Source organism: Corynebacterium sp. AOP40-9SA-29 (assembly GCF_052377405.1).
Classification (GTDB): Bacteria; Actinomycetota; Actinomycetes; order Mycobacteriales; family Mycobacteriaceae; genus Corynebacterium.
On sequence record NZ_JBQSWR010000001.1, the window covers coordinates 427,366 to 446,013 of the forward strand.

At 69.7% G+C, this 18,648-nt stretch carries 20 protein-coding genes and 3 tRNA genes; 7 read left to right on the forward strand and 16 right to left on the reverse strand.

Going from position 1 to position 18,648, the window contains the following annotated elements; genetic code table 11:
• Window positions 1–21 precede the first annotated feature (21 nt).
• The 3 genes from ACT3SZ_RS01990 to ACT3SZ_RS02000 form a co-directional block, all read right to left on the reverse strand.
• Window positions 22–189, reverse strand: a complete 168-nt coding sequence (locus ACT3SZ_RS01990) for a hypothetical protein (RefSeq protein ID WP_444616269.1) — start codon at window positions 187–189, stop codon at window positions 22–24.
• A gap of 65 nt (window positions 190–254) precedes the next feature.
• Window positions 255–737, reverse strand: coding sequence for a nucleoside deaminase (locus ACT3SZ_RS01995; protein ID WP_444616270.1), 483 nt, complete (start codon window positions 735–737; stop codon window positions 255–257).
• Window positions 734–1,270, reverse strand: coding sequence for a tRNA adenosine deaminase-associated protein (locus ACT3SZ_RS02000; protein WP_444616272.1), 537 nt, complete (start codon window positions 1,268–1,270; stop codon window positions 734–736). The genes ACT3SZ_RS01995 and ACT3SZ_RS02000 overlap by 4 nt, the downstream gene beginning before the upstream one ends.
• Window positions 1,271–1,308: 38 nt before the next feature.
• On the opposite strand from ACT3SZ_RS02000, the gene ACT3SZ_RS02005 reads away from it, so the two are divergent.
• Window positions 1,309–2,328 carry a prephenate dehydrogenase gene (locus tag ACT3SZ_RS02005; protein ID WP_444616274.1) on the forward strand — a complete coding sequence of 340 codons (1,020 nt, stop codon included), beginning with the start codon at window positions 1,309–1,311 and terminating at the stop codon, window positions 2,326–2,328.
• A 17-nt stretch (window positions 2,329–2,345) separates the two neighbouring features.
• Here ACT3SZ_RS02005 and ACT3SZ_RS02010 read toward each other — a convergent pair whose 3' ends face one another.
• The 3 genes from ACT3SZ_RS02010 to ACT3SZ_RS02020 form a co-directional block, all read right to left on the reverse strand.
• Complete coding sequence (locus tag ACT3SZ_RS02010) at window positions 2,346–3,212, reverse strand: hypothetical protein (RefSeq protein WP_444616276.1); 867 nt, start codon at window positions 3,210–3,212, stop codon at window positions 2,346–2,348.
• A 270-nt stretch (window positions 3,213–3,482) separates the two neighbouring features.
• Window positions 3,483–4,463 carry a hypothetical protein gene (locus ACT3SZ_RS02015; protein ID WP_444616278.1) on the reverse strand — a complete coding sequence of 327 codons (981 nt, stop codon included), beginning with the start codon at window positions 4,461–4,463 and terminating at the stop codon, window positions 3,483–3,485.
• Window positions 4,447–5,154, reverse strand: coding sequence for a hypothetical protein (locus ACT3SZ_RS02020; protein WP_444616280.1), 708 nt, complete (start codon window positions 5,152–5,154; stop codon window positions 4,447–4,449). Before ACT3SZ_RS02020 ends, ACT3SZ_RS02015 begins: the two co-directional genes overlap by 17 nt.
• An 84-nt stretch (window positions 5,155–5,238) precedes the next feature.
• On the opposite strand from ACT3SZ_RS02020, the gene ACT3SZ_RS02025 reads away from it, so the two are divergent.
• On the forward strand, window positions 5,239–6,189 hold the full coding sequence (locus ACT3SZ_RS02025; protein ID WP_444616282.1) for an alpha/beta hydrolase: 951 nt from the start codon (window positions 5,239–5,241) through the stop codon (window positions 6,187–6,189).
• Here ACT3SZ_RS02025 and ACT3SZ_RS02030 read toward each other — a convergent pair.
• Window positions 6,093–6,983 (reverse strand): alpha/beta-hydrolase family protein, encoded by an 891-nt coding sequence (locus tag ACT3SZ_RS02030; RefSeq protein ID WP_444616284.1) that lies wholly within the window; start codon window positions 6,981–6,983, stop codon window positions 6,093–6,095. The genes ACT3SZ_RS02025 and ACT3SZ_RS02030 overlap by 97 nt on opposite strands.
• Window positions 6,984–6,997: 14 nt before the next feature.
• Window positions 6,998–7,543 carry a hypothetical protein gene (locus ACT3SZ_RS02035; RefSeq protein WP_444616286.1) on the reverse strand — a complete coding sequence of 182 codons (546 nt, stop codon included), beginning with the start codon at window positions 7,541–7,543 and terminating at the stop codon, window positions 6,998–7,000.
• Window positions 7,544–7,656: 113 nt separating this feature from the next.
• On the opposite strand from ACT3SZ_RS02035, the gene ACT3SZ_RS02040 reads away from it, so the two are divergent.
• Both ACT3SZ_RS02040 and ACT3SZ_RS02045 read left to right on the forward strand, forming a co-directional pair.
• Window positions 7,657–8,901 (forward strand): sensor histidine kinase, encoded by a 1,245-nt coding sequence (locus ACT3SZ_RS02040; protein ID WP_444616288.1) that lies wholly within the window; start codon window positions 7,657–7,659, stop codon window positions 8,899–8,901.
• A gap of 10 nt (window positions 8,902–8,911) precedes the next feature.
• Complete coding sequence (locus ACT3SZ_RS02045) at window positions 8,912–9,586, forward strand: response regulator (protein WP_444616290.1); 675 nt, start codon at window positions 8,912–8,914, stop codon at window positions 9,584–9,586.
• On the opposite strand, the gene ACT3SZ_RS02050 is transcribed toward ACT3SZ_RS02045, so the two are convergent.
• Window positions 9,533–10,879, reverse strand: coding sequence for a hypothetical protein (locus ACT3SZ_RS02050; protein WP_444616291.1), 1,347 nt, complete (start codon window positions 10,877–10,879; stop codon window positions 9,533–9,535). The two genes, ACT3SZ_RS02045 and ACT3SZ_RS02050, sit on opposite strands and share 54 nt — an antisense overlap.
• Window positions 10,880–10,923: 44 nt before the next feature.
• On the opposite strand from ACT3SZ_RS02050, the gene ACT3SZ_RS02055 reads away from it, so the two are divergent.
• Entirely contained in the window at window positions 10,924–11,736 is an 813-nt protein-coding gene (locus ACT3SZ_RS02055) for an alpha/beta fold hydrolase (RefSeq protein ID WP_444616293.1), read from the forward strand.
• Between the two features lie 184 nt (window positions 11,737–11,920).
• Here ACT3SZ_RS02055 and ACT3SZ_RS02060 read toward each other — a convergent pair whose 3' ends face one another.
• The 5 genes from ACT3SZ_RS02060 to ACT3SZ_RS02080 form a co-directional block, all read right to left on the reverse strand.
• Window positions 11,921–12,499: a Panacea domain-containing protein gene (locus tag ACT3SZ_RS02060; protein ID WP_444616295.1), complete on the reverse strand. Its 579-nt coding sequence runs from the start codon at window positions 12,497–12,499 to the stop codon at window positions 11,921–11,923.
• A gap of 795 nt (window positions 12,500–13,294) precedes the next feature.
• A tRNA-Arg gene (locus ACT3SZ_RS02065) sits at window positions 13,295–13,370 on the reverse strand.
• Between the two features lie 76 nt (window positions 13,371–13,446).
• Window positions 13,447–14,202, reverse strand: a complete 756-nt coding sequence (locus tag ACT3SZ_RS02070) for an SDR family oxidoreductase (protein ID WP_444616296.1) — start codon at window positions 14,200–14,202, stop codon at window positions 13,447–13,449.
• 101 nt (window positions 14,203–14,303) lie between these two features.
• Window positions 14,304–14,376 (reverse strand) — tRNA-Arg (locus ACT3SZ_RS02075).
• A 178-nt stretch (window positions 14,377–14,554) separates the two neighbouring features.
• A tRNA-Ser gene (locus ACT3SZ_RS02080) sits at window positions 14,555–14,646 on the reverse strand.
• Window positions 14,647–14,733: 87 nt separating this feature from the next.
• Between ACT3SZ_RS02080 and ACT3SZ_RS02085 the strand changes: the two genes are divergently transcribed.
• Both ACT3SZ_RS02085 and ACT3SZ_RS02090 read left to right on the forward strand, forming a co-directional pair.
• Window positions 14,734–15,816: a histidinol-phosphate transaminase gene (locus tag ACT3SZ_RS02085; protein ID WP_444616298.1), complete on the forward strand. Its 1,083-nt coding sequence runs from the start codon at window positions 14,734–14,736 to the stop codon at window positions 15,814–15,816.
• A gap of 34 nt (window positions 15,817–15,850) precedes the next feature.
• Window positions 15,851–16,447: a hypothetical protein gene (locus ACT3SZ_RS02090; RefSeq protein WP_444616299.1), complete on the forward strand. Its 597-nt coding sequence runs from the start codon at window positions 15,851–15,853 to the stop codon at window positions 16,445–16,447.
• Between the two features lie 159 nt (window positions 16,448–16,606).
• Here ACT3SZ_RS02090 and ACT3SZ_RS02095 read toward each other — a convergent pair whose 3' ends face one another.
• Together ACT3SZ_RS02095 and ACT3SZ_RS02100 are read right to left on the reverse strand one after the other, a co-directional pair.
• On the reverse strand, window positions 16,607–17,248 hold the full coding sequence (locus ACT3SZ_RS02095; protein ID WP_444616301.1) for a septum formation family protein: 642 nt from the start codon (window positions 17,246–17,248) through the stop codon (window positions 16,607–16,609).
• A gap of 16 nt (window positions 17,249–17,264) precedes the next feature.
• Window positions 17,265–18,632 (reverse strand): class I SAM-dependent methyltransferase, encoded by a 1,368-nt coding sequence (locus ACT3SZ_RS02100; RefSeq protein WP_301442009.1) that lies wholly within the window; start codon window positions 18,630–18,632, stop codon window positions 17,265–17,267.
• Between the last annotated feature and the right edge of the window lie 16 nt (window positions 18,633–18,648).

Consider the following 18,648-nt stretch of genomic DNA (forward strand, 5'->3'; position numbering starts at 1 on the left):
ATCCTCGGGACGGCAGGCCAGTCACTTATCGGAGAGCTTGTCCAGCCCGTCCTTCAGGGAGCTCTTGGCCTTGTCCGCCTTGTCTCCGTCCGTGACCTTGTCGATGGCCTCGCCGGCCTTATCCTCGACCTGGTCGCGGTTGTCGTTCACGGCCTTCTTGGCCTTGTCGCCGAGTCCTCCGAGATCCATGGTGTTCAACCTCCGTGAAAATTCTGGAAAGGGGTACTGCATCTGACCCGCCCCAGGATAGAGAACTAGCGCCGGTCGCGAAAGAACCCGGAGAGAAGTTCCTCGCAGTCGGTGGTGCGCACCCCGCCGCGCACGGCGACGGTGTGCAGCGGAGAGTCGCGTGCCACGTCCACCACGGACCCGCACGCACCGGTGCGTGGTTCATGGGCGCCGAAGAGGATGCGTCCCACCCGGGCACCGACGGCGGCACCAGCGCACATCGCGCAGGGCTCCAGGGTGACCACGAGGGTGCAGTCCTGCAGCCGCCAGGCATCGCCGTGGGCGACCGCGGCGGCGCGCAGGGCGAGGACCTCGGCGTGGGCGGTGGGGTCAGCGTCGGCTTCGCGACGATTCGTCGCCGCGGCGAGTTCACGCCCCTCGGGGTCAACGACAATGGCACCGACGGGTACGTCACCATCGGGCGTGGTGGCGGCGACGGCGAGGGCGCGGCGCATCAGGGCGTCGTCCCGGCTGTCGCGCAGGGTGGCCGGCAGACCCGAACCGGTCACTCCCACCCGCTGTACCCGAGTTTGTCGAGGATGTCAGCGAGGTCATCGTCGAAGCCGAGTTCCTCTGCCAGCCGCATGAGTTGTTCGGTGGCGAGCATCTCCCCGTCGTCGAGGATCACGGAGAACACCTGGTCACTCACCCCGAGGTCGGCGAGGATGTCGAAGTCGCCCTCGGGCCAGGGGGCATCGGGGTCATCGGCGTCATCGATGTCGTCGTCGGTGGGCCCGTCCACGTCGAGTTCGTCGAGGATGTCACGTGCCAGGCCGATGCCGGGCTCGTCGTCGTCCTCGACGACCACGGAGGCGTCGCTGAGCAGCAATTGGGGGCCACGCGGGCCGGGGCGCACCAGGGCGCACCAGTCGTCCTCCACGCAGACCATGGCGAACAGCACGCCGGCTGCGCGCAGGCGTCCGAGTTCGGTCAGTAGGGGCCGCAGCCCGTCGGGGACATCTCGTTCCAGGATGCGCAGGTGCCAGGACGCGCCGCCGGCGTCACCCTCGGCGAGTTCGGCTGCGACGACGAATCCACTCATGCTCGCTAACCGTAGTCGCCCTGTGCCACACTTGAAAGGTGAACTACACAGCAGCGTCCCCCGCCCCCGCCGACCCCTTCCCGGTCTGTGTGCTGGGGCTGGGCCTGATCGGCGGCAGCCTGCTGCGTGACCTGCAGGGCGCAGGACGCCCCGCGTTCGGCTGGAACCGGTCACAGGCCACGGTGGACGCCGCGGCGTCCGACGGTTTCGACGTCTCCGCCGACCTCGTCGCCACGCTGCGCCGCGCCGCCGCGCAGGACGCCCTGATCGTGCTGGGCGTGCCGGTGCCGGCACTGCCGTCGCTGTTGGAGGAGGTCGCCGTCCACGCCCCGGACTGCGGGCTGACGGACGTGGTCAGCGTGAAGGCGGAGGTCCTGGAGCTGGTGCGCGCCCACGGGCTGGCTGGCCGCTACGTGGGCGGCCACCCGATGGCCGGCACCGCCGACTCCGGGTGGGACGCCACGACGACCGGCCTCTTCGACGACGCTGTCTGGGTTGTCACCCACGACAACGCCCCCGACAATGCTGGCGAGGATGATGGTTGGGTGACCACGTGGCGACGGGTCGTCGAGACCGCCACTGCCACTGGCGCGGCGGTGGTGCCGGCGCGCACCACGAACCACGACAACGCGGTGGCCCGGGTCTCCCACCTGCCACACGTGCTCGCCGAGGCGTTGGCGGTGACCGCCGACCGGGGCGGGGCGCTGGCATTGTCCTTGGCAGCGACGAGTTTCCGCGACGGCACCCGCGTGGCCGGCACCGCCCCACCGCTGGTGCAGGCGATGTGCGAGAACAACCGGGACGCCCTGGTCACCGCCCTCGACGAGGCGGTGGAGTTGCTCAGCGCCGCCCGCGCTTCCCTCGGCGACCCCGACGGGGACTTGAGCCAGCTCACCGGTGACGGGTACGACGCCCGGCTGCGCTACGAGGCACGCGCCGGACGCACCCGCGAGGCCCCGTCCAACCGCCCGTTCATCCGGGTGCGCCCCGGCGATCCGGGCTGGATCGAGCAGCTGCACTATGCCGAGAGCCTCGGCGCGCAGATCGGGATTCTCTAGCCCCCTAGCCTGGTCCCCTAGCTCTGCCCGACCTGGCACTCAGCCGCACCGCCGGTGGCGGAGGACTCCTCCACCAGTGGGGCGATACGCCGGGCCAGCTCGGCGACGGCGGCACGGGAAGTCTCCTCGCTGCCGTCCTCGGGGATGACCCCGATGGCGACGGGGACCTGGGCGCCGGCGGGTCCGACGAGACCGAACTCGCGCAGGATGAAACTGCCCTCAGCAGTATCACCCCACCCGCCCTTGACGTGGGCGTTCTCCAACTGGCCGAGCCCACCGGCGTGCTCCTCGGCGAGCCGGCCCATCGCGTCGATGGTCTGCTCGGAGCCAAGCACGCACGCCATCTGGTTGGCGAAGATGGTCTGGTTGTCCAGGGTCCAGCCGATGTCGCCGAAGCCCTCGTAGTCGTCGCTGTCGCGGTCCACGTTCGTGTCCGTGGGGTCGCCACCCTGGGCCAGCACCGCGCCGAGCGCGGTGGCGGCCTCGTCGTCGTCGCCGAGGGACTGCCACAGCCGCAGAGCGGCGTCATTGTCAGAGACCGTGATCGCAGCCTCGATATCCTCGGCCAGGTCCTCCACGGGCGTGCCCTCCTGCAGGGCTGCCTGCACCGCGGCGATGGACACCGGCACCTTGATCGAAGACAACCCCGGGCCGTCCTGCAGGTCACCGACGTGCACGATGCCGCCACCGGCGCGCATCGTCGCCCCGGCGGTCACGCCGAACTCGGCGGAAATGTCGTCGACGATAGAGGCGAGTTCCACGCGGATGTCGTCGGCCTCCTGCTGCGCCGTCGGTTCGGAGGACGCCGCGACGTCCTGCTCCAACGCACGGCGGTCGCGCTCGGCCTCGTCACCGTCATCTCCGGCGAACCCGTTGAGGAACACCGCCACGCTCAGGACGCAGAGCAGGAGGGCGCCGACGATCCAAAGGCTGAACTGGTTAGCCTTCCTCCCGACATCGCCACCTGTGCTGCCGGATGACGCGCGGTGATGCGTTCCGGATGCTCTCGTTGCGTTCCTTGACCTGGGTACCACAGCAACCGACATTAGCCGACGGATCGGCAATTACCGCAGTCCGCCAGCTGTCGGTTTCCTGTCGATTCACGTACCGGCCACGTACCGGCCACAGACTGGCCACAAACCGGCGGCAGCCGGTCAGCAACCACCCTCGGCGGGCACACCGTGAGCACCGGCGATGGTCTCGCGCAGGGACTCGGCGACCTCGTCGAGCACCACCTGGGCGGAGGCGTAGCTGCCGTCAGGCGCGGTGGCGGCGACGGCGACGGGCACCATCGTGCCGTCCTGCGCGGGAATGAGCCCGAACTGGCGGACGAGGTAGCTGCCGTCCTCACCGGGGCCCCAGCCGCCCTTGAAGCGGGCTCCGTCGAGCCGGCCGAGGCCGTAGTCCTGGCCGGCGGCGACCTCCCCCATTGCCTCGAGTACCGGGGCGGAGCCGGCGACGCAGCGCAGTCCGGCGGCGAACCTGGCCTGGTCGCCCAGCGTCCAGGTCGTCTGGCCGAAGGTGCTGAACTCCGCGCGGAGTTTCTGCGCCGGGACGGTGGTCGTGGTGTCGCCGCCCTGGCGTAGGACGTCCTGCGTGGCGGCGGCTGCGGCCGCCTCATCGCCGAGGGACGCCCAGAGCGCCTCGGCGGCGTCGTTGTCGGAGACCGTGATCGCCTGGCGCATCAGCCCGTCAAGATCATTCTGACCATCGCCACCAGCGTTGGTGAGTGCGGCGATGGCGACGGGCACCTTGCTGGTCGACCAGGCGGCGTCGGCGAGGTCTGCCAGGGAGCCGCCGGTGCGCAGGGCACCGTCGTCGAGCAGGGCCACCCCGGCGCTGCCGGAGACCTCTGGGACGTCGAGGGAGCCTGGCTGCGGTGAGGATGAGGTGGAGGGCGCAGCCGGGTCAGAGGTGGCAGACGCCGTCGGGGCCGTCGAGCCCGTCGTCGGATCGGGCGACTCTACGACGCTGCTCTCCTGTGCCGTCTGCCCTGCCGGATCCCCGTCACGGTCGACCTCGCCGATCACGCAGCCGCCGAGCGCCAAGGCCGCGGTCACCGGCACGGCCGCGGCCAGCAAGCGGAAGCGGCTGACGCGGCTAGTGCGGCTAGTGCGGCTAAGCAATGTAGACATTCGCGTTATTGCCGCCGGAGCAGTGCACGTAGCTCCCTTGGTCGGTGCAGCGCATCTGGTAGGTGATGCCGTTGGCCGGGCTGGTCACCTCGAGTGACTGGTCGGTCTCCCGGTCCTCGAGGTAGGCCTCCACGAAAGCATCACGGACGGCCTCGGCGAACTCGTCGCTGGTGTAGTTATTGCCCGACGGCGGGGACTTGTACACGGAGTTGAAGTCGCCGGTGGGCTCGTTGGCGCGGGCGGCGGCGTTGACCGGTTCGGAACCGTTGGGAAGATCGGCGCGGTCCGGGCGGCTCTGGTTCTCCGTCGTTGACGGGACTGAGGAGTCCGTCGTTTCCTCCGGCGAAGAGGCTGCTGACTCCGTGGTCTCCTCCGGCTGCGTGGTCTGCTGATTGATGGTCGGTGACTGTGCCGAGTTGTTGCCGTCATCGCCACTGCCGAAGAGGTCATCCCACTTCCACACCAGCAACGCAGCGACGAGGACGATGATCAACAGGGGGATGACGACCAGCAGAATGCGCCCGGCCCCCGAACCCTGCTGGTGCTGGAGTTCTTGAGGCTGCTGATCCTGGTACTGCTGAAACTGCTGGGGCGACTGTCCCCAGTCAGGTTGCCCACCGGCGGACTGTCCCCACTGCGGAGTCTGGTCCCGATCGCCGGGGCCGCTGCCCCAGCCGTCGCTGTTAGTCATTAGCTCTCCTCACACGGTCCTCTTGTCCGTTATTGAGTGTAGAACACCGTTGCGGATCCGGCCGGGCCCGTGCACCCTTGTTTCATGGACCAACGCACCGACGTGACCTTCCTGTCCGGCCAGGTGACCTGCGCGGCCTGGCTCTATGAACCAGATACTGCGCCAGACTCCGCACCAGACACACCACCACGCGCGACGCTGGTGATGGCCCACGGTCTCGGCGCGGTCCGGGACATGGGATTGGACGCCTTCGCGCAGCGTTTCGTGGCGCACGGCTACCGCTGCCTGGTGTTCGACTACCGGTATTTCGGTGCCAGCGATGGCACGCCTCGTCAGCTGCTCAGTGTGCGGCGTCAGCGTGAGGACTGGGCGGCGGCGGTGGCCTTCGCCCGCACCCTGCCCGGCGCGTCCCCCGTGGTCGCGTGGGGGACGTCCTTCTCTGGTGGGCACGCGATCCACGTCGGGGCCACGGCGGAGTCGGGCGCGGCAGGCACAAAGAGAACAGTGGACGCCGTGATCGCGCAGTGCCCGTTCACCGACGGGGTGGCCTCGGTGCTGCGCATCCCGCCGCTGGTCTCGGCGAAGCTGACGCTGCGGGCGGTGCGCGATATCGCCGCGTCCCTGCTGGGCCGTGATCCGGTGATGGTGGCGACGGCCGGCGGTGCCGGCGACACCGCCCTGATGACCGCCGACGACGTGATCGATGGCTACCTCGGCCTCGTGCCACCGGACTCCACCTTCCGCAATGAAGTGGCCGCCCGGATCGTGCCCGGCATCCTCACCTCCCGCCCCGGCGGGTACGCCCGGAAGTTGCCCGTGCCCGCCCTGTTCTGCCTGTGCCGGGAGGACACCGTGGCTCCGGTGGCGGCGAGCCGTCGCCATGTGTCCCGCGCGCCGCACGGCGTGGTCAAGGAGTACGACGCCGGCCACTTCGACATCTACTCCGGAGCAGACTTCGAGACCGTCGTCGCCGACCAGCTCGCCTTCCTTAGCGAATTGTTCGGCGACGCATTCGGGGATGCATCCGCCGACTGATCCCCCACGCATCCCTGCGGCGGCAGCACCGGACGATAACTGTGCCGGGTGCCGGCCGTCGACGACGCCGAGCCGGGCAGGTCCGCCAGCACCCCGACCGCGGCGACGGGGTCGAGCAGCAGGCCGGGGCCGAGGGCGGCCACCGGGTCATCATCGTTGATCTGATCGACGGTGCACCGGTCCTCCGCCGGAGCGGCGACGGTACCGGGACGGCCCTGCCACAACTGGGCGTCCGGCGCGGCCGCGCCGTCCTGCGCCAACTGCCGTACTGCCGCCAGCCCCGCGCCGACGCCGAGGCTCTGCCCCTGCACCACCACCGCGGGGCGCCGCGCGGCGTCCAGCTCCGCCACGCGCTCGGTGACCTCGCGCAAGAGCGCCGTCGCCGACGCCTCGGCCAATTCCGGACGCATCAGGTACGCCACGGCCGAGGGGGTGCGCGCATAACGCACCGCGATGCTCGCCACGTCCCCACCGGCCCAGTCCTCCACCGCCTCGACCTGCTCGGGGTCCACCCACCCGGAACCGGTGGGCAGGGTGACCAGCACAATGCTGCGCTCCAGCCCACCGGCGGCAACGAGCTCGTCGACGGTGTCGCGCGCGGCGGCCGTGGCGTCCTGCCCCGGGTGGTCGCCGTAGACACGCACCGCGCCGGACGCGGCGGGCTCGGTGAGCACGTCGCGCGGGTGCTGGGCCAGCGGCCCACGGTCGAAGGCCCACCACGTCGCCGCCGCGGCCGGGGCCACCGACTGCGACAACGCCGCCAGCACCACCGCCGCGGTGAGCAACCTCGGCAATCTCCTGCCTCGGCTCACCACGGGAACCACTCCTCCACCGGTGCGCCGTTGTGCTGGCGCACGGTGTTGACTGCCACGCCGGCGTAGGCGATACCCGCCGCAGCCCGGCACCCGGTTGCCCCGTCGCAGGACGCCGCCATCTGCGCGGCCATCTGCCGGTCGAGTGCGGCGCGGGTGTGCTCCGGGATGGTCTCGCCGGTGTGGTGGGCCACGCGCAACAGGTCATAGCCCAGGTCGTGGGTCATGCACGCCGGCTCGAAGGACTCCGGCAACGGCACCGGCGAGGAACAGTCGCCGGTGGGGTTCGTGGCGGAACCGTCTCCTTCTTGGGGGGTTTCCTGCGTCCCGGGCTGGTAGCCGAGCTCCGCGACGAGCGCGGCGGGGAAGTAGGACGTCCCGGGCTCGCCCGCGGCGAGCGTCTCGGCGGCGGCCACCGCGCCCACGGGCTGCGGGGTCACCACCGTGGACCCAGCGGTCGGGGTGGCGGTGGCTCCCGTGAGGAGCACGACGGCGGCGGACATCAGGACGGTGGTGGCGGCAACTTTTCTACGACGTGACATGTCCCGGAACGCTAGGCAGCGTCCTTCCCCGCGCGGATCCCTCCGCAGGGTGATTGTGGATCTCACTCTCCAGGGGGATCCGGGTGGCCGCACCGCCGACTAGCGTCACAGGCATGAGACGCAGTGAGCAGCCCACCCGACCGTTTCGCGGTGCAATCGCACGTGCCACCGGCACGACGGTCCGCGCCGTGTCCGGCCCCGCCTCGCGTGCCGGCGTGCCCCCGCAGGTGCTGCTGCTCGTGGCGCTGTTCACCGCGGTCCTGTTCACGGTGGCCTGGCCGACCTACTTCGTCACCCACGGACTCAATGCCGCGATCGTGCCGCTGCTCGCCGCCGTCGGTACGCTGCCGGTGCTGACCAGCCTGTGGCACCCGATGCCGTCCTGGCTGGCGGTCGTGCTGGCCTGCCTCATCAGCGCCCCGCTGCGCACCGAGGAGACCTACATGCTCAGCTGGCCGGTGCCCTTCCACCTGGCGCTGGCGTTCACCCTGGCGGTCGTGGTGGTGCGCGCCCCACGCAACGCGGTGATCCTCGCCGTGGCCGCCACCGGGGTCCTGATGCTGACGAACCCGGAGGAGGTTCGCGTCGGCTGGCTCGTGGGCGTGACCGTGTGGACGGTGCTGTTCCTGCTGGTGCGCTGGCTGCTGGCCTCCCGCCGGGACCTGCGCCTGGAGGAGACCCGCACCAGCGAGCAGTCGGAGATGCGGGTGATGGCCGAGGAACGCAACCGTCTGGTGCGCGACCTGCACGACGTCGTCGCCCACCAGATGTCGATGATCGTGGTGCAGTCGCAGTCCGCCCCCTACCGCCTGCAGGGCGTGACCCCGGCGATCCACGCGGAGTTCGACTCCCTCTCCGACACCGCCCGCGAGGCCCTCAACCAGGTGCGCGAACTGCTCGGGGTGCTGCGCAGCGACGCCGAGGACGGCGCCACCACCCCGGTGGGCACCGACCAGATCGGCCCCACGCTGCAGGCCGCCCGGCGCGCCGGGGTGGACGTGTCCTGGTCCCCGCAGGACGTCACGGCGGTGTCCGCCCGCCTCGACGACACCACCGGCGTGGTGCTGCACCGGGTGCTGCAGGAGTCGCTGTCCAATGCCTCACGCCACGCGCCGGGTTCCGCGGTGCTGGTGGGGCTGGAGCTGGATGGTGACGGCGGGGATCAAGTCTGGGTCACCCTGACGGTGGACAACGGCCCGGCCGCGCCGGATGCCATCGTCCCCCCGGAGCACAGCGGCGGGGCCGGTATCCAGGGCATGTCCGCCCGGGTACGCGCCGTGGGTGGCACGTTCACCGCCCTGCCCGCCGCCGACGGCGGCTTCACCGTCACCGCTGCCGTGCCCGCACCCACCCGGTAACGTGACCCCCATGACCGACAACCCGGCACCCACCACCGTGCTCGTGGTCGACGACCAGGCGATGGTGCGCCAGGGCTTCGCCGCGCTACTGAACTCGCGCGAGGGCATCACCGTGCTCGGCGACGCCGCCGACGGTGCCCAGGCCGTGGAACAGGCCACCCGCCTGCACCCGGACGTGGTGTTCATGGACGTGCGCATGCCGGTGATGGACGGGCTCGAGGCAGCCCGGCGCATCCTGTCCTCCGGGTTGGACCCCGCCCCACGGATCATCATGCTCACCACCTTCGACCTCGACGACTACGTCTACGAGGCGCTGCGCATCGGCTGCTCCGGGTTCCTTCTGAAGGACGCCCCGGCCGACGAACTCGCCCGCGCCGTGCGCCTGTCCGTCACCGGCGAGGCGCTGCTCGCCCCCACCGTCACCCGACGCCTCATCGCCGACGCCGTGGCGCGTTCCCCGCGCGCCGCCCCGCGCCGGGCGTCCACCGAACTGGCCTCGCTGACCCCGCGGGAACGCGAGACCGTCGAACAGATCGCCACGGGACGCTCCAACGCCGAGATCGCCGAGGTGCTGTTCATCTCGGAGGAGACGGTGAAGACCCACGTGCGCAAGGTGCTGCAGAAACTGCAGTTACGCGACCGGGCTCAGGTCGTGGTCTTCGCCTACGAGAACGGGGTCGTCTGAGCTCAGCTCGCGCAGCCCGTCGGCCACCCGCCGCGCCCACTGCCCCACCGTCGCCACCGCCTCCGGCGTGCCGGGGTAGCGCACCCGCAGGTGCATGCCGTCGTCGTTGAGGACGAACCACGCCATCACCCCGTCGGTGCGGATCCACGCCGAGACGTGCTGCGGGTGTGCGGCGTCCGGCACCTGTACCGGCAACCGGCGGTTGTCCAACCATGAGAGGGCGAACATGCCCGGCGTGTTCGGCATCCCGCCCCACGGGCGCAGCAACGGCTCCAACGGGTAGGACCCCAGGGTGATCGCCTCGCGCACCGCGGTGGCGCACGCGGACGGGTCGACCGAGTCGCAGTCCAGCACGGAGTTGGTGATGAACCAGCCCACCGAATCCGCCCACCGCGCCGGGTCGTCGGCCGGTCCGCGCCGGGAGTGCACGGGGAACACCGCGCGCAGCCGCCCCGCCCCCATATCCCGGTTGACCTGGGTGAGCACGCTCACCGCCAGCGGCAGCAGCCGGATGTCTCGGGCCTCGGCGGCGCGTTCCAGACGCGCCACGCCCGCGGCGTCCAGCACGTCGAGCACCTCGACGACCTCGTCGCGGGGTTCGGAGACGTCGCCCAGGTCGAGGGGGAATACCGGCATGTCGCCGTCGCCCTCCTCCATGATCCTGCGCCACCGCTCACGCACATGCGCCGGGGCGGCGTCGCGGCCCTCAAGCTCGCGGACGTGCTCGCCGAAGGAGGGGACGGGCGGGAGTGGGGCGTCTTCCAGCGCGGCGAGCATGTCGCGCACCAGCACCAGCAGCGACCAGGCGTCGGTGTGACTGTGGTCCAGGCCGATGACGGCGGTGCACGTGCCGTCGCCGTGATCGACCACGCTGAGCCGGTGCGACGGGGCGGCGAAAGGCTCGCACGCCTCGTCGAAGACCCCACGCAGCACGGCGCGCGGGTCCTGCATCCCATCGCCCGCACGGCGCCAGCGGCCGCCCGTGACCTGCACGTCCTGCACGCGGATGCGTCCGGCGTCCTGCGTGAGCACGGTGCGCAGCGTGCCGTGACGGGCCACGACCCTGCCCCACGCGGCGGCGAGGCGTCCGCGTCCGACCGGCGGGACGGCGAAAGCCACGGCCATCCAGCTGCCCGGGCGCGAGCCCGCGGCGGCGTGGCGCGCCTGGTCGAAGGACGGGGCGTGGCCGTCCTGCGCGACAGCAGACGCAGCAGGCACAACAGACACAGTCTGGTCGAAGACGTGCACCTGTCCGGCGGCGAGGTCCATACGGGCTACAGTTGTCAGTCTCATACCCACGGACGATAGGGCCGTGGGATTACACACGGATTTCCTGCATGAGTCGCACACCTGACAAGACAGACGCCCTCACCTCCCTCGCTCACGACATCTGGGGTCCCGTGGACGGCACCCCGGTCGTCCAGCTGCACGGGCTGACCTCCAGCCGCGCCCGCGACGTGGCCCTCGGCCTCGACCTCACCGCAGGTCAGGACGCACTGCGCGTGCTGCGCTACGACGCCCGCGGCCACGGCCAGTCGCCAGGGCCCGAGCACCCGGCGGCCTACCGGTGGACCTCCCTGGCCCGCGACCTCGAGGACGTGGCGACCGAGTTCTCGCCGGACGCGCCGGTGCACGTGGTCGGCCAGTCCATGGGGGCGGCGACGATCCTGACCTCCGCGGCGGCCGGGCGCGACTACGCGTCCATGACGTTGTGCATCCCGCCGACGGCCTGGGAACTGCGCGGTGACCGGGCGGGCATGTACGAGCGTTCCGCACAGTTCGTCGAGGAGCACGGCCTGGCCGCCTTCGCCGAGACGACCCGTGCCGAGCCCGCGCCGCCGGCGCGGAGCACCGAGGTGCCGTTCACCATGCCGGACGTGGCGGAGGAACTGCTGCCCACGGTATTCCGCGGGGCGGCGGGCAACGACCTGCCCTCCCGGGAGCGTATCGCCGCCCTGGGGGAACGACGGATCCCCACCCTGATCCTGGCGTGGATCGGTGACCCCGCCCACCCGGTGGCGGTGGCCGAGGAACTGCACTCGCTACTGCCGGGCTCCCAGATAGCCACGGCGTACTCCCCGCAGGACGTGGCGCGCTGGCCGGACATGATCGGCTCCTTCATCCACACCGCGGCGAAGTTCCGGCGGTGACGTTGGGGCGGTGAGGTTCCGGCGGGCCCATCCTGTTGCGAACCCCGCGACTCCCGCGAACCCCGCGCCCCGTCCGACCCCCTGCCACCGACGGGACGAATCCGGCACGCGACGCGGGGTCACCCTCAGTGGGCACTCGCGTCAACCATGATGACCGCCTCCGAGCCGAGGCAATCCCACGGGATCACCGGTCAGCGAGGAGTTCCAGGGTCTCGGACCATCGGACGCTGTTTCTCATCATCGCGGCGTACTGCTGGTCTCCGGAGGCCGCCGAGCCCGGGTCCTCCATCGTCCGGCCCGGGGGAGCGGGAACGTCCGTGCCTGCAAACCGCTGAACGGAGTAGAAGCGCTTCATCTCATCCACGTCGATGGTGTTCCAGCACTTCTGGTCGAGTTCCAGTTCACCGCGGGCCGTGCGCCACGGTGCCTCACGGTGGGTACGGTCGATGATCTCCTGTTTCGGCATCTCACCGTAGAAGTCGAGCACCGAGTCCACAATCGCCCTCTGCTCCGGAGTCAGGTTCTCCGGGCGCGCCCCCGGGAGATCACCGCTGTCCCCCACGTCGCGACCGTACTTGTTCGCTTGCCAGAGCCGGGGAGCCACAGGTCCATCCGGCCACGCCTGGAAGTCGTCGACAAGTCGACGCCCCGTCCAGGCGAGCGACCATGCCTGGGCGTAGTACGTAAGCTTCTGAAGACGCCAAGCATCCACCCACCCCTTCTTCGAGTGGATGTACTGACCGACGTCGATGGCGTTTATCACGGCGCCTCCCTTCTTTCCTGGAGTGGAGCGACGCAGCCAGACAGGCAGGGGCGAACGTCGCGAGTTGCTTCATCATCTCACAAAACGCAGCAGCCGACCGGCGGGTTAATGGTCAAAATGTGTGCTCGCGATCGCCGCTTCAGAGCAGGTCAAGGCAGGTAAATGAGGCTCGAATAGTTCTCCGGAAGCTATTGAGCCGGGATGCTTGACACCGGCACGGCCTCGCGGGGCCGCCGCCGAGGGTTAAACGACAGAATGCGTGTCCAGGATCGGCACTCCGCTACAGGTCAGGATAGGGAAATGAGGCTCGAATAGCTCTTCGGGAGCTATTGCGACGCGGTGCTTGACACTTGCACAGCCTCGTAGTGGCGCCGTAGCCCGCGCCATGCCGACCCCAGGAGGCGGCATCCGCCCTCTCGGGGCCCGGGGCTCGGAACCGGCTCTCGGCACGGGTTTCGCCTGCGTGAGCGACGTTGTCGCAGCCGTCCATCACCCCATGGAGTCGCCGCAGGTCCGCGTCGCCACTTCCTCATCTAGCCGTACGACCTGGTCCCCTGCAGGTCGAGAAGGGCTGAACGCTGGTCATGACACGCCCGAAGCAGACACACTTTTTGTCGTATAACCCGCCGCCGAGCCCTCCACGCTTCAGCCTCCTCGGCGACCCCCGCGAACCCCGCGAACCCCGCGCTCCGTCCGACCCCCTGCCACCGACGGGACGAATCCGGCACGCGAAGCGGGGGTTGCCCCGCGCAGCACGAAACCCCGCCATCCGGGAGGATGACGGGGCCGTTGAAATGGTGCGCCCGGAGGGATTCGAACCCCCAACCTTCTGATCCGTAGTCAGATGCTCTATCCGTTGAGCTACGGGCGCGCCGTTGCATCTCTGCAACGAGACCATAGCCTACACGCCACCCCGGAAAGCAGCAAAGCGCCTGGTAGATCGCCGATCACACCAGCTTCGAAACGACCTTCAACGGCAGCACCTTCAGCAGCGGGCCGATGAGCCGCCACGGCCACCCGGGCACCAGCGCCCGTCGCTTCCGCGCCTCGATCGCCGCCATCATCGAGCGGACCCCGGTCTCGGTGTCGACCATGAACCGGGTCTTCTGCTCGACCTTCTCGTTCATCTCCGAGCGGATGTAGCCGGGCAGCAGCACGGTCACGTCAATACCACCAGCCCCCGACACCAGCAGCTCCGACTGCAGCCCCTCCCCCAGGCTCGCCACGAAGGCCTTGGTGGCCCCGTAGGTGGTCATCGCCTTGCGGTTGCCGCGCAGCGCCGTCACCGAGGACACCAGCACCAGGTGCCCGGCACCGCGGGCCCGGAAGATCTCCATACCCGCCTCCGCCTGCGCCAGCGCGCCGAGCACGTTGGTGGTGGCGGTCTCGCGGTTGGCCTCCGGCTTGCCGGAGCCGACCTTGCGCCCCTTGCCCAGCCCCGCATTGACCACCACGCGGTCCAGCGCCGCCTCGGCGTCCGCACGTTGAAAGACCGAGCGCACCGCGTCGGGGTCGGTGACGTCCAGCGCGTAGGTGCGCACGGTGACCGCAGGGCAGGACGCCGCGATCTCCGCGGCGAGGGCGTCCAGCCGCTCCGTGCGGCGGGCGCAGAGCGCGAGGTCGTGGCCGGCGGCGGCGGACTGGCGGGCGAGTTCGGCACCGAGGCCTGAGCTCGCGCCGGTGATGAGCGTGGTGAAGGTCATGAGCCGACCGTATCAGCACGTCACGACTCTTATGGCGGAAACGAGTGAGCCCCCGCCGACGGTGAAGAACACCGTGAGCGGGGGCTCACCCAAGAAAAGCGTGCGCCCGGAGGGATTCGAACCCCCAACCTTCTGATCCGTAGTCAGATGCTCTATCCGTTGAGCTACGGGCGCGACGCTGTTTCCAGCGACTCCAGATTCCTCGGCACACCACCAGACGGGACGTGTCACGCGATCCCGGGGTACACCACACACCCCATATAGCGGGACCACGCCCTGAATGTCCGGTAACTCACCACAAGAACCGGACGGCTAACGACACGTCCTCACGAAAAGCCTGAGGAAACTGAAGTGGCGGAGGCGAGAGGATTTGAACCTCCGGTCCGCCGTTAAGCAGACAACTCATTAGCAGTGAGTCCCATTCGGCCGCTCTGGCACGCCTCCATGCCGCCACGTGCGTGACGGACGACTCGAACCATACATCAGCCCCCCGCACCAGATCAAAACCTGCCGGAGACTATTCTTGACCGCATGATCCGCGCCGACCTCACCTCCCTCCCCACGTACGTCCCCGGCAGCCTCCACGGACACCCCGTGAAGCTCTCGAGCAACGAGTCCTCCCAGGGGCCGCTACCTGGCGTGACCAGGGCCGCCGCCGAGGCACTGGCCACGGCCAACAGGTACCCGGACATCGTCTCCCACGAGCTGCGCACCACCATCTCCGAGTGGCTCGCCGGGCCGTCCTCCCTGCTGCTGGACGCCGACAACGTCGCCGTCGGCGCCGGGTCGTCCTCCCTCATCGAGCAGGCCGTGCTGGCGACGTGCCGCGGCGGCGACGTCGGGGACGAGGTCGTCTACCCGTGGCGCAGCTTCGAGGCGTACCCGATCCTGGTGCGCGTCGCCGGCGCGACGCCGGTCGAGGTGCCGCTCACCGCCGAGCACGGCAATGACCTGCCGGCGATGGCCGCGGCGATCAACGAGCACACCCGCCTGGTCATCGTGTGCAACCCGAACAACCCCTCCGGCACCACGGTGTCACGCGAGGAGCTCATCACGTTCCTGCGCGCGGTGCCGGAGGACGTCCAGGTGCTGCTGGACGAGGCGTACATCGAGTACGTGCGCGAGGACGACTTCCCCGACGGCCTGGGCCTGCTCGCGGACTTCCCGAACCTGGCGATCGCGCGGACGTTCTCCAAGGCCTACGGGCTGGCCGGCCTGCGGGTGGGCTACCTGGTGGGCCGCCCGGAGTTCATCGAGGCGGTCAACAAGGTCTGCATCCCCTTCAGCGTCAGCGCCGTCGCCCAGGCCGCCGCGGTGGCGAGCATCGCCGCCAAGGACGAGCTGCTCCAGCGCACGGAGGAGACGGTGACCCAGCGTACGCGCGTGCTGGAGCACATCCCCGAGGCCTGGCGGATCCCCTCCCAGGGCAACTTCGTGTGGCTGGACCTGCACGAGCGTGCCGCCGCCTTCGAGAAGGCTATGGGCGAATTCGGCGTGGCGGTGCGCTGCTTCGACGGTGAGGGCGTGCGCATCACGGTCACCGACGAGGCGGAGACCGACGTCGTCGTCCAGGCGTTGGACGCCCTGGCGTCCGAGTTCTTCCCGGAACGGTAACTACACGGAAACACCGGGCGTCCAGCATGGGGTCATGTACACGCCATCCTTCTCCCCGTTGTTCGCCACCCGCCCGGCGTCCTCGCCGGCCGTGCGCGACGTCCGCAGCTTCAACTCCGCCCCGGTGGAGCAGCTGACCACCCTGCTGTCCTTCATGACCGCCAGCCGCGAGCTGGCCCGCACCATCGTGGTCGGACGGCCCTACCTCGACGCCGCGGACGTCTACTCCGCCGCCTCCCGCGCCCTGGTCACCCTGCCCACGCAACTCATCGAGGGCATCGTGGACGCCCACCAGCCCGTCGACCGCGTCCCGCTGGTGGAGGACGCCTGGACGGCCGGTGAGATCACCGACGACCAGCTCTCCGACCTGCGCGACGCCGCCCTCGGCTACGCCGCGGCGCAGGGCCACCTCTTCATCGCCGACCCGGCGGTGTGGGGCTCACCGGAGGCGGTGACCATGATCCCCGCGCAGGACACTACGACCGCCCCTGCCGTCCCCGCCCTGGTGGACGCCCTCCTCGAGGACGTCGAGCGGCGCCTGCGGCTGCCGTCCGCGCAGGCGTGGGAGCTCACCGTCGCGCACCTGGTGGACTCCAACCGCCAGAAGCTGGTGACCCTGCTGGAGCGGTAGGGGCGCTTCCCTGGACGGGGTGTCCCCGGCAGCACCCTGCCCGCAGCAGATTTCGCACCTCATTAGAAGCCTCTTTAAATCTGACCTGGCCTTATGCAAGAGTCAGATGCTTATGAGGTGCGAAATCTGCAGCACCCGGGTTCTGTTCCCTCGTCCCCGCTAGCGCCAGCTCTGCTCCAGGCTGCCGTCGATCTCGTCCAGGTTCGGGTCGGTGACCACGCAGGTCACCGTCCTGTCTTCCTGCGCCCAGCTCTCCTTCGACGGCATCATGGTGACCACGTCCAATCCTGACGAGGCGTAGTCGAGCCCGACGTAGGTGGTGAATGCATCGCCACCGCAGATGCCGCCGGCCTCCTCGCCGAGCTGCTCGTTGCCGGGGAAGAGGGTCTTGCCGGCGATGTCCGCCTGGGCGAACACCTCACCGGCGTGGGGCTCGGCGCAGTCGACCAGGTCGATGTCACCGGTGCCCTCGAGCTGCCCCATGTCCGCCACGCAGTCACCGATGGCCAGGCCACGGGCACCCGGGGAGCCCGGATCGGTCTCCACGGGGTCCACATCCGGCTGGTTCGGATCCTCGTCGTCCGGCACGGCGTCTTCGTCGCCATCCTCTGCCCCGTCCTCCTCGCCGGCGGCGTCGGACTCGGGCACGGGCTTGTCCGGCGGCAGTTCGGTGCCCACAGACCCGCCTGGGGCGTCGTCGTCGGGCTCCGGGTCTCCGATGGTGCAGGCCCCCAGCAGCAGCGGCGTGCACAGCACCACCGCAGCACCCGCCCGGACCGCACCTCTCGTGATCGTTCTCATCGTGACGAGGTTACCGTCAGGACCTCCACCACTGGCGGACCGGCACCCCGGTGTGCCCCGACTCATCCGGGCGCACCGCCAGAACCTGGTGGAGCTGGATCACGTTGTGCTCGAAGCCCCACTCCGAACCTGCCATGTACAGGCCGAAGAGTCGGGCCGTCTCCTCGCCGACGAGGTGGACGGCGTCGTCCCAGTTCAAGGCCAACAGCTCGCACCAGTCGTGCAGGGTGCGCTGGTAGTGCGGGCGCAGGTTCTCCTCGTGGACCACGTCGAAACCGGTGTCCTGCATGATCGTGATGATCCGTCCGGAGCCAGTGAGCTCGCCGTCGGGGAAGATATAGCGATCGATGAACTGGCCGGTCTTGGTCTTCCGGTTGTGCGGACGGGTGATGCAGTGGTTGAGCATCCGGCCGCCCGGGCGCAGCTTGGCGTACAGGCGTGAGAAGTAGTCCTCGTAGTTCGGCACACCGATGTGCTCCAGGATGCCGATCGCGCTGACCGCATCGAAGTCGGACTCCGGCACGTCGCGGTAGTCCATGCAGCGGACCTCGGCGAGGTCCTGCAGGCCCTCCTCCTCGATCTTTGCCTTGCCCCACTCATACTGCTCGCGCGACAGGGTCACTCCCACGGCCTTCACACCATTGCGCGCGGCATGGCGCACCATGCCGCCCCAGCCGCAGCCCACGTCCAGCAGCCGGTCGCCCGGGTTGAGCCGCAGCTTGTCGAAGACCAGTCGGTGCTTATTGTCCTGAGCCTGGGTCAGCGGCCCATTCGCCACCGCACCCTTCTCCCACTGGGCGTAACCCCAGCCACCGTCGGGGCCGGTGACCTGGTCCTCGCCCTCGAACTCCGGGTAGTAGGCGCAGGTGTAGGCCATGGAGTCGCCGAGGAAGAGCTCGTAGAAGTCGTTGCCCACGTCGTAGTGGCGGCTCACGACCTCCTTGTCCCGCTCCGGGGAGTGCCGGGATAGGCCCTCCAGCATGGCGCGCTTCCAGCCGGGCAGCGTCTCCTGCTCCGGGGCGGGCTGCAACTTGATCGCACCCATGGCCTTGAGGGAGCGGCCAATGTCCAGCAGTTCCTTCGCCGAGGGGCGACGAATCTGATCGTAGAGGTGCTGGAGGTGGTCGAAGACGAGGTACGGGTGTCCCGGCTCGTCCCCGCTGATGCGCAGGCTGCCGGTGATGTAAGCGCGTGCCAGGCCCAGGTCGCCGGGGGCGGTGACGATATAGGCCAACGCGTCCGGCGAGGTGATCTCCAGCACCAGCTCCGCGTCCGCCGGCCCGGCGGTCGACCCGTCGAAGGCGGTCACCCGGAACGGTGCCGGCGGCGTGATGACCTTATCGACGATCTCTCCCACGGTCAGCGGTGTGAAACCCCTGTTCATTTCTCTCCTCTGTGTT

What these genes read in the sequence shown, in the direction of transcription:
- ACT3SZ_RS02045 (WP_444616290.1), top strand. Translation starts at nt 8,912, where the DNA reads ATGACCGACAACCCGGCACCCACCACCGTGCTCGTGGTCGACGACCAG.
- ACT3SZ_RS02025 (WP_444616282.1), top strand. Translation starts at nt 5,239, where the DNA reads ATGGACCAACGCACCGACGTGACCTTCCTGTCCGGCCAGGTGACCTGC.
- ACT3SZ_RS02000 (WP_444616272.1), bottom strand. Translation starts at nt 1,270, where the DNA reads ATGAGTGGATTCGTCGTCGCAGCCGAACTCGCCGAGGGTGACGCCGGC.
- ACT3SZ_RS02015 (WP_444616278.1), bottom strand. Translation starts at nt 4,463, where the DNA reads ATGTCTACATTGCTTAGCCGCACTAGCCGCACTAGCCGCGTCAGCCGC.
- ACT3SZ_RS02040 (WP_444616288.1), top strand. Translation starts at nt 7,657, where the DNA reads ATGAGACGCAGTGAGCAGCCCACCCGACCGTTTCGCGGTGCAATCGCA.
- ACT3SZ_RS02095 (WP_444616301.1), bottom strand. Translation starts at nt 17,248, where the DNA reads ATGAGAACGATCACGAGAGGTGCGGTCCGGGCGGGTGCTGCGGTGGTG.
- ACT3SZ_RS02035 (WP_444616286.1), bottom strand. Translation starts at nt 7,543, where the DNA reads ATGTCACGTCGTAGAAAAGTTGCCGCCACCACCGTCCTGATGTCCGCC.
- ACT3SZ_RS02050 (WP_444616291.1), bottom strand. Translation starts at nt 10,879, where the DNA reads ATGAGACTGACAACTGTAGCCCGTATGGACCTCGCCGCCGGACAGGTG.
- ACT3SZ_RS02070 (WP_444616296.1), bottom strand. Translation starts at nt 14,202, where the DNA reads ATGACCTTCACCACGCTCATCACCGGCGCGAGCTCAGGCCTCGGTGCC.
- ACT3SZ_RS02020 (WP_444616280.1), bottom strand. Translation starts at nt 5,154, where the DNA reads ATGACTAACAGCGACGGCTGGGGCAGCGGCCCCGGCGATCGGGACCAG.
- ACT3SZ_RS02090 (WP_444616299.1), top strand. Translation starts at nt 15,851, where the DNA reads ATGTACACGCCATCCTTCTCCCCGTTGTTCGCCACCCGCCCGGCGTCC.
- ACT3SZ_RS02085 (WP_444616298.1), top strand. Translation starts at nt 14,734, where the DNA reads ATGATCCGCGCCGACCTCACCTCCCTCCCCACGTACGTCCCCGGCAGC.
- ACT3SZ_RS02100 (WP_301442009.1), bottom strand. Translation starts at nt 18,632, where the DNA reads ATGAACAGGGGTTTCACACCGCTGACCGTGGGAGAGATCGTCGATAAG.
- ACT3SZ_RS01990 (WP_444616269.1), bottom strand. Translation starts at nt 189, where the DNA reads ATGGATCTCGGAGGACTCGGCGACAAGGCCAAGAAGGCCGTGAACGAC.
- ACT3SZ_RS02055 (WP_444616293.1), top strand. Translation starts at nt 10,924, where the DNA reads ATGAGTCGCACACCTGACAAGACAGACGCCCTCACCTCCCTCGCTCAC.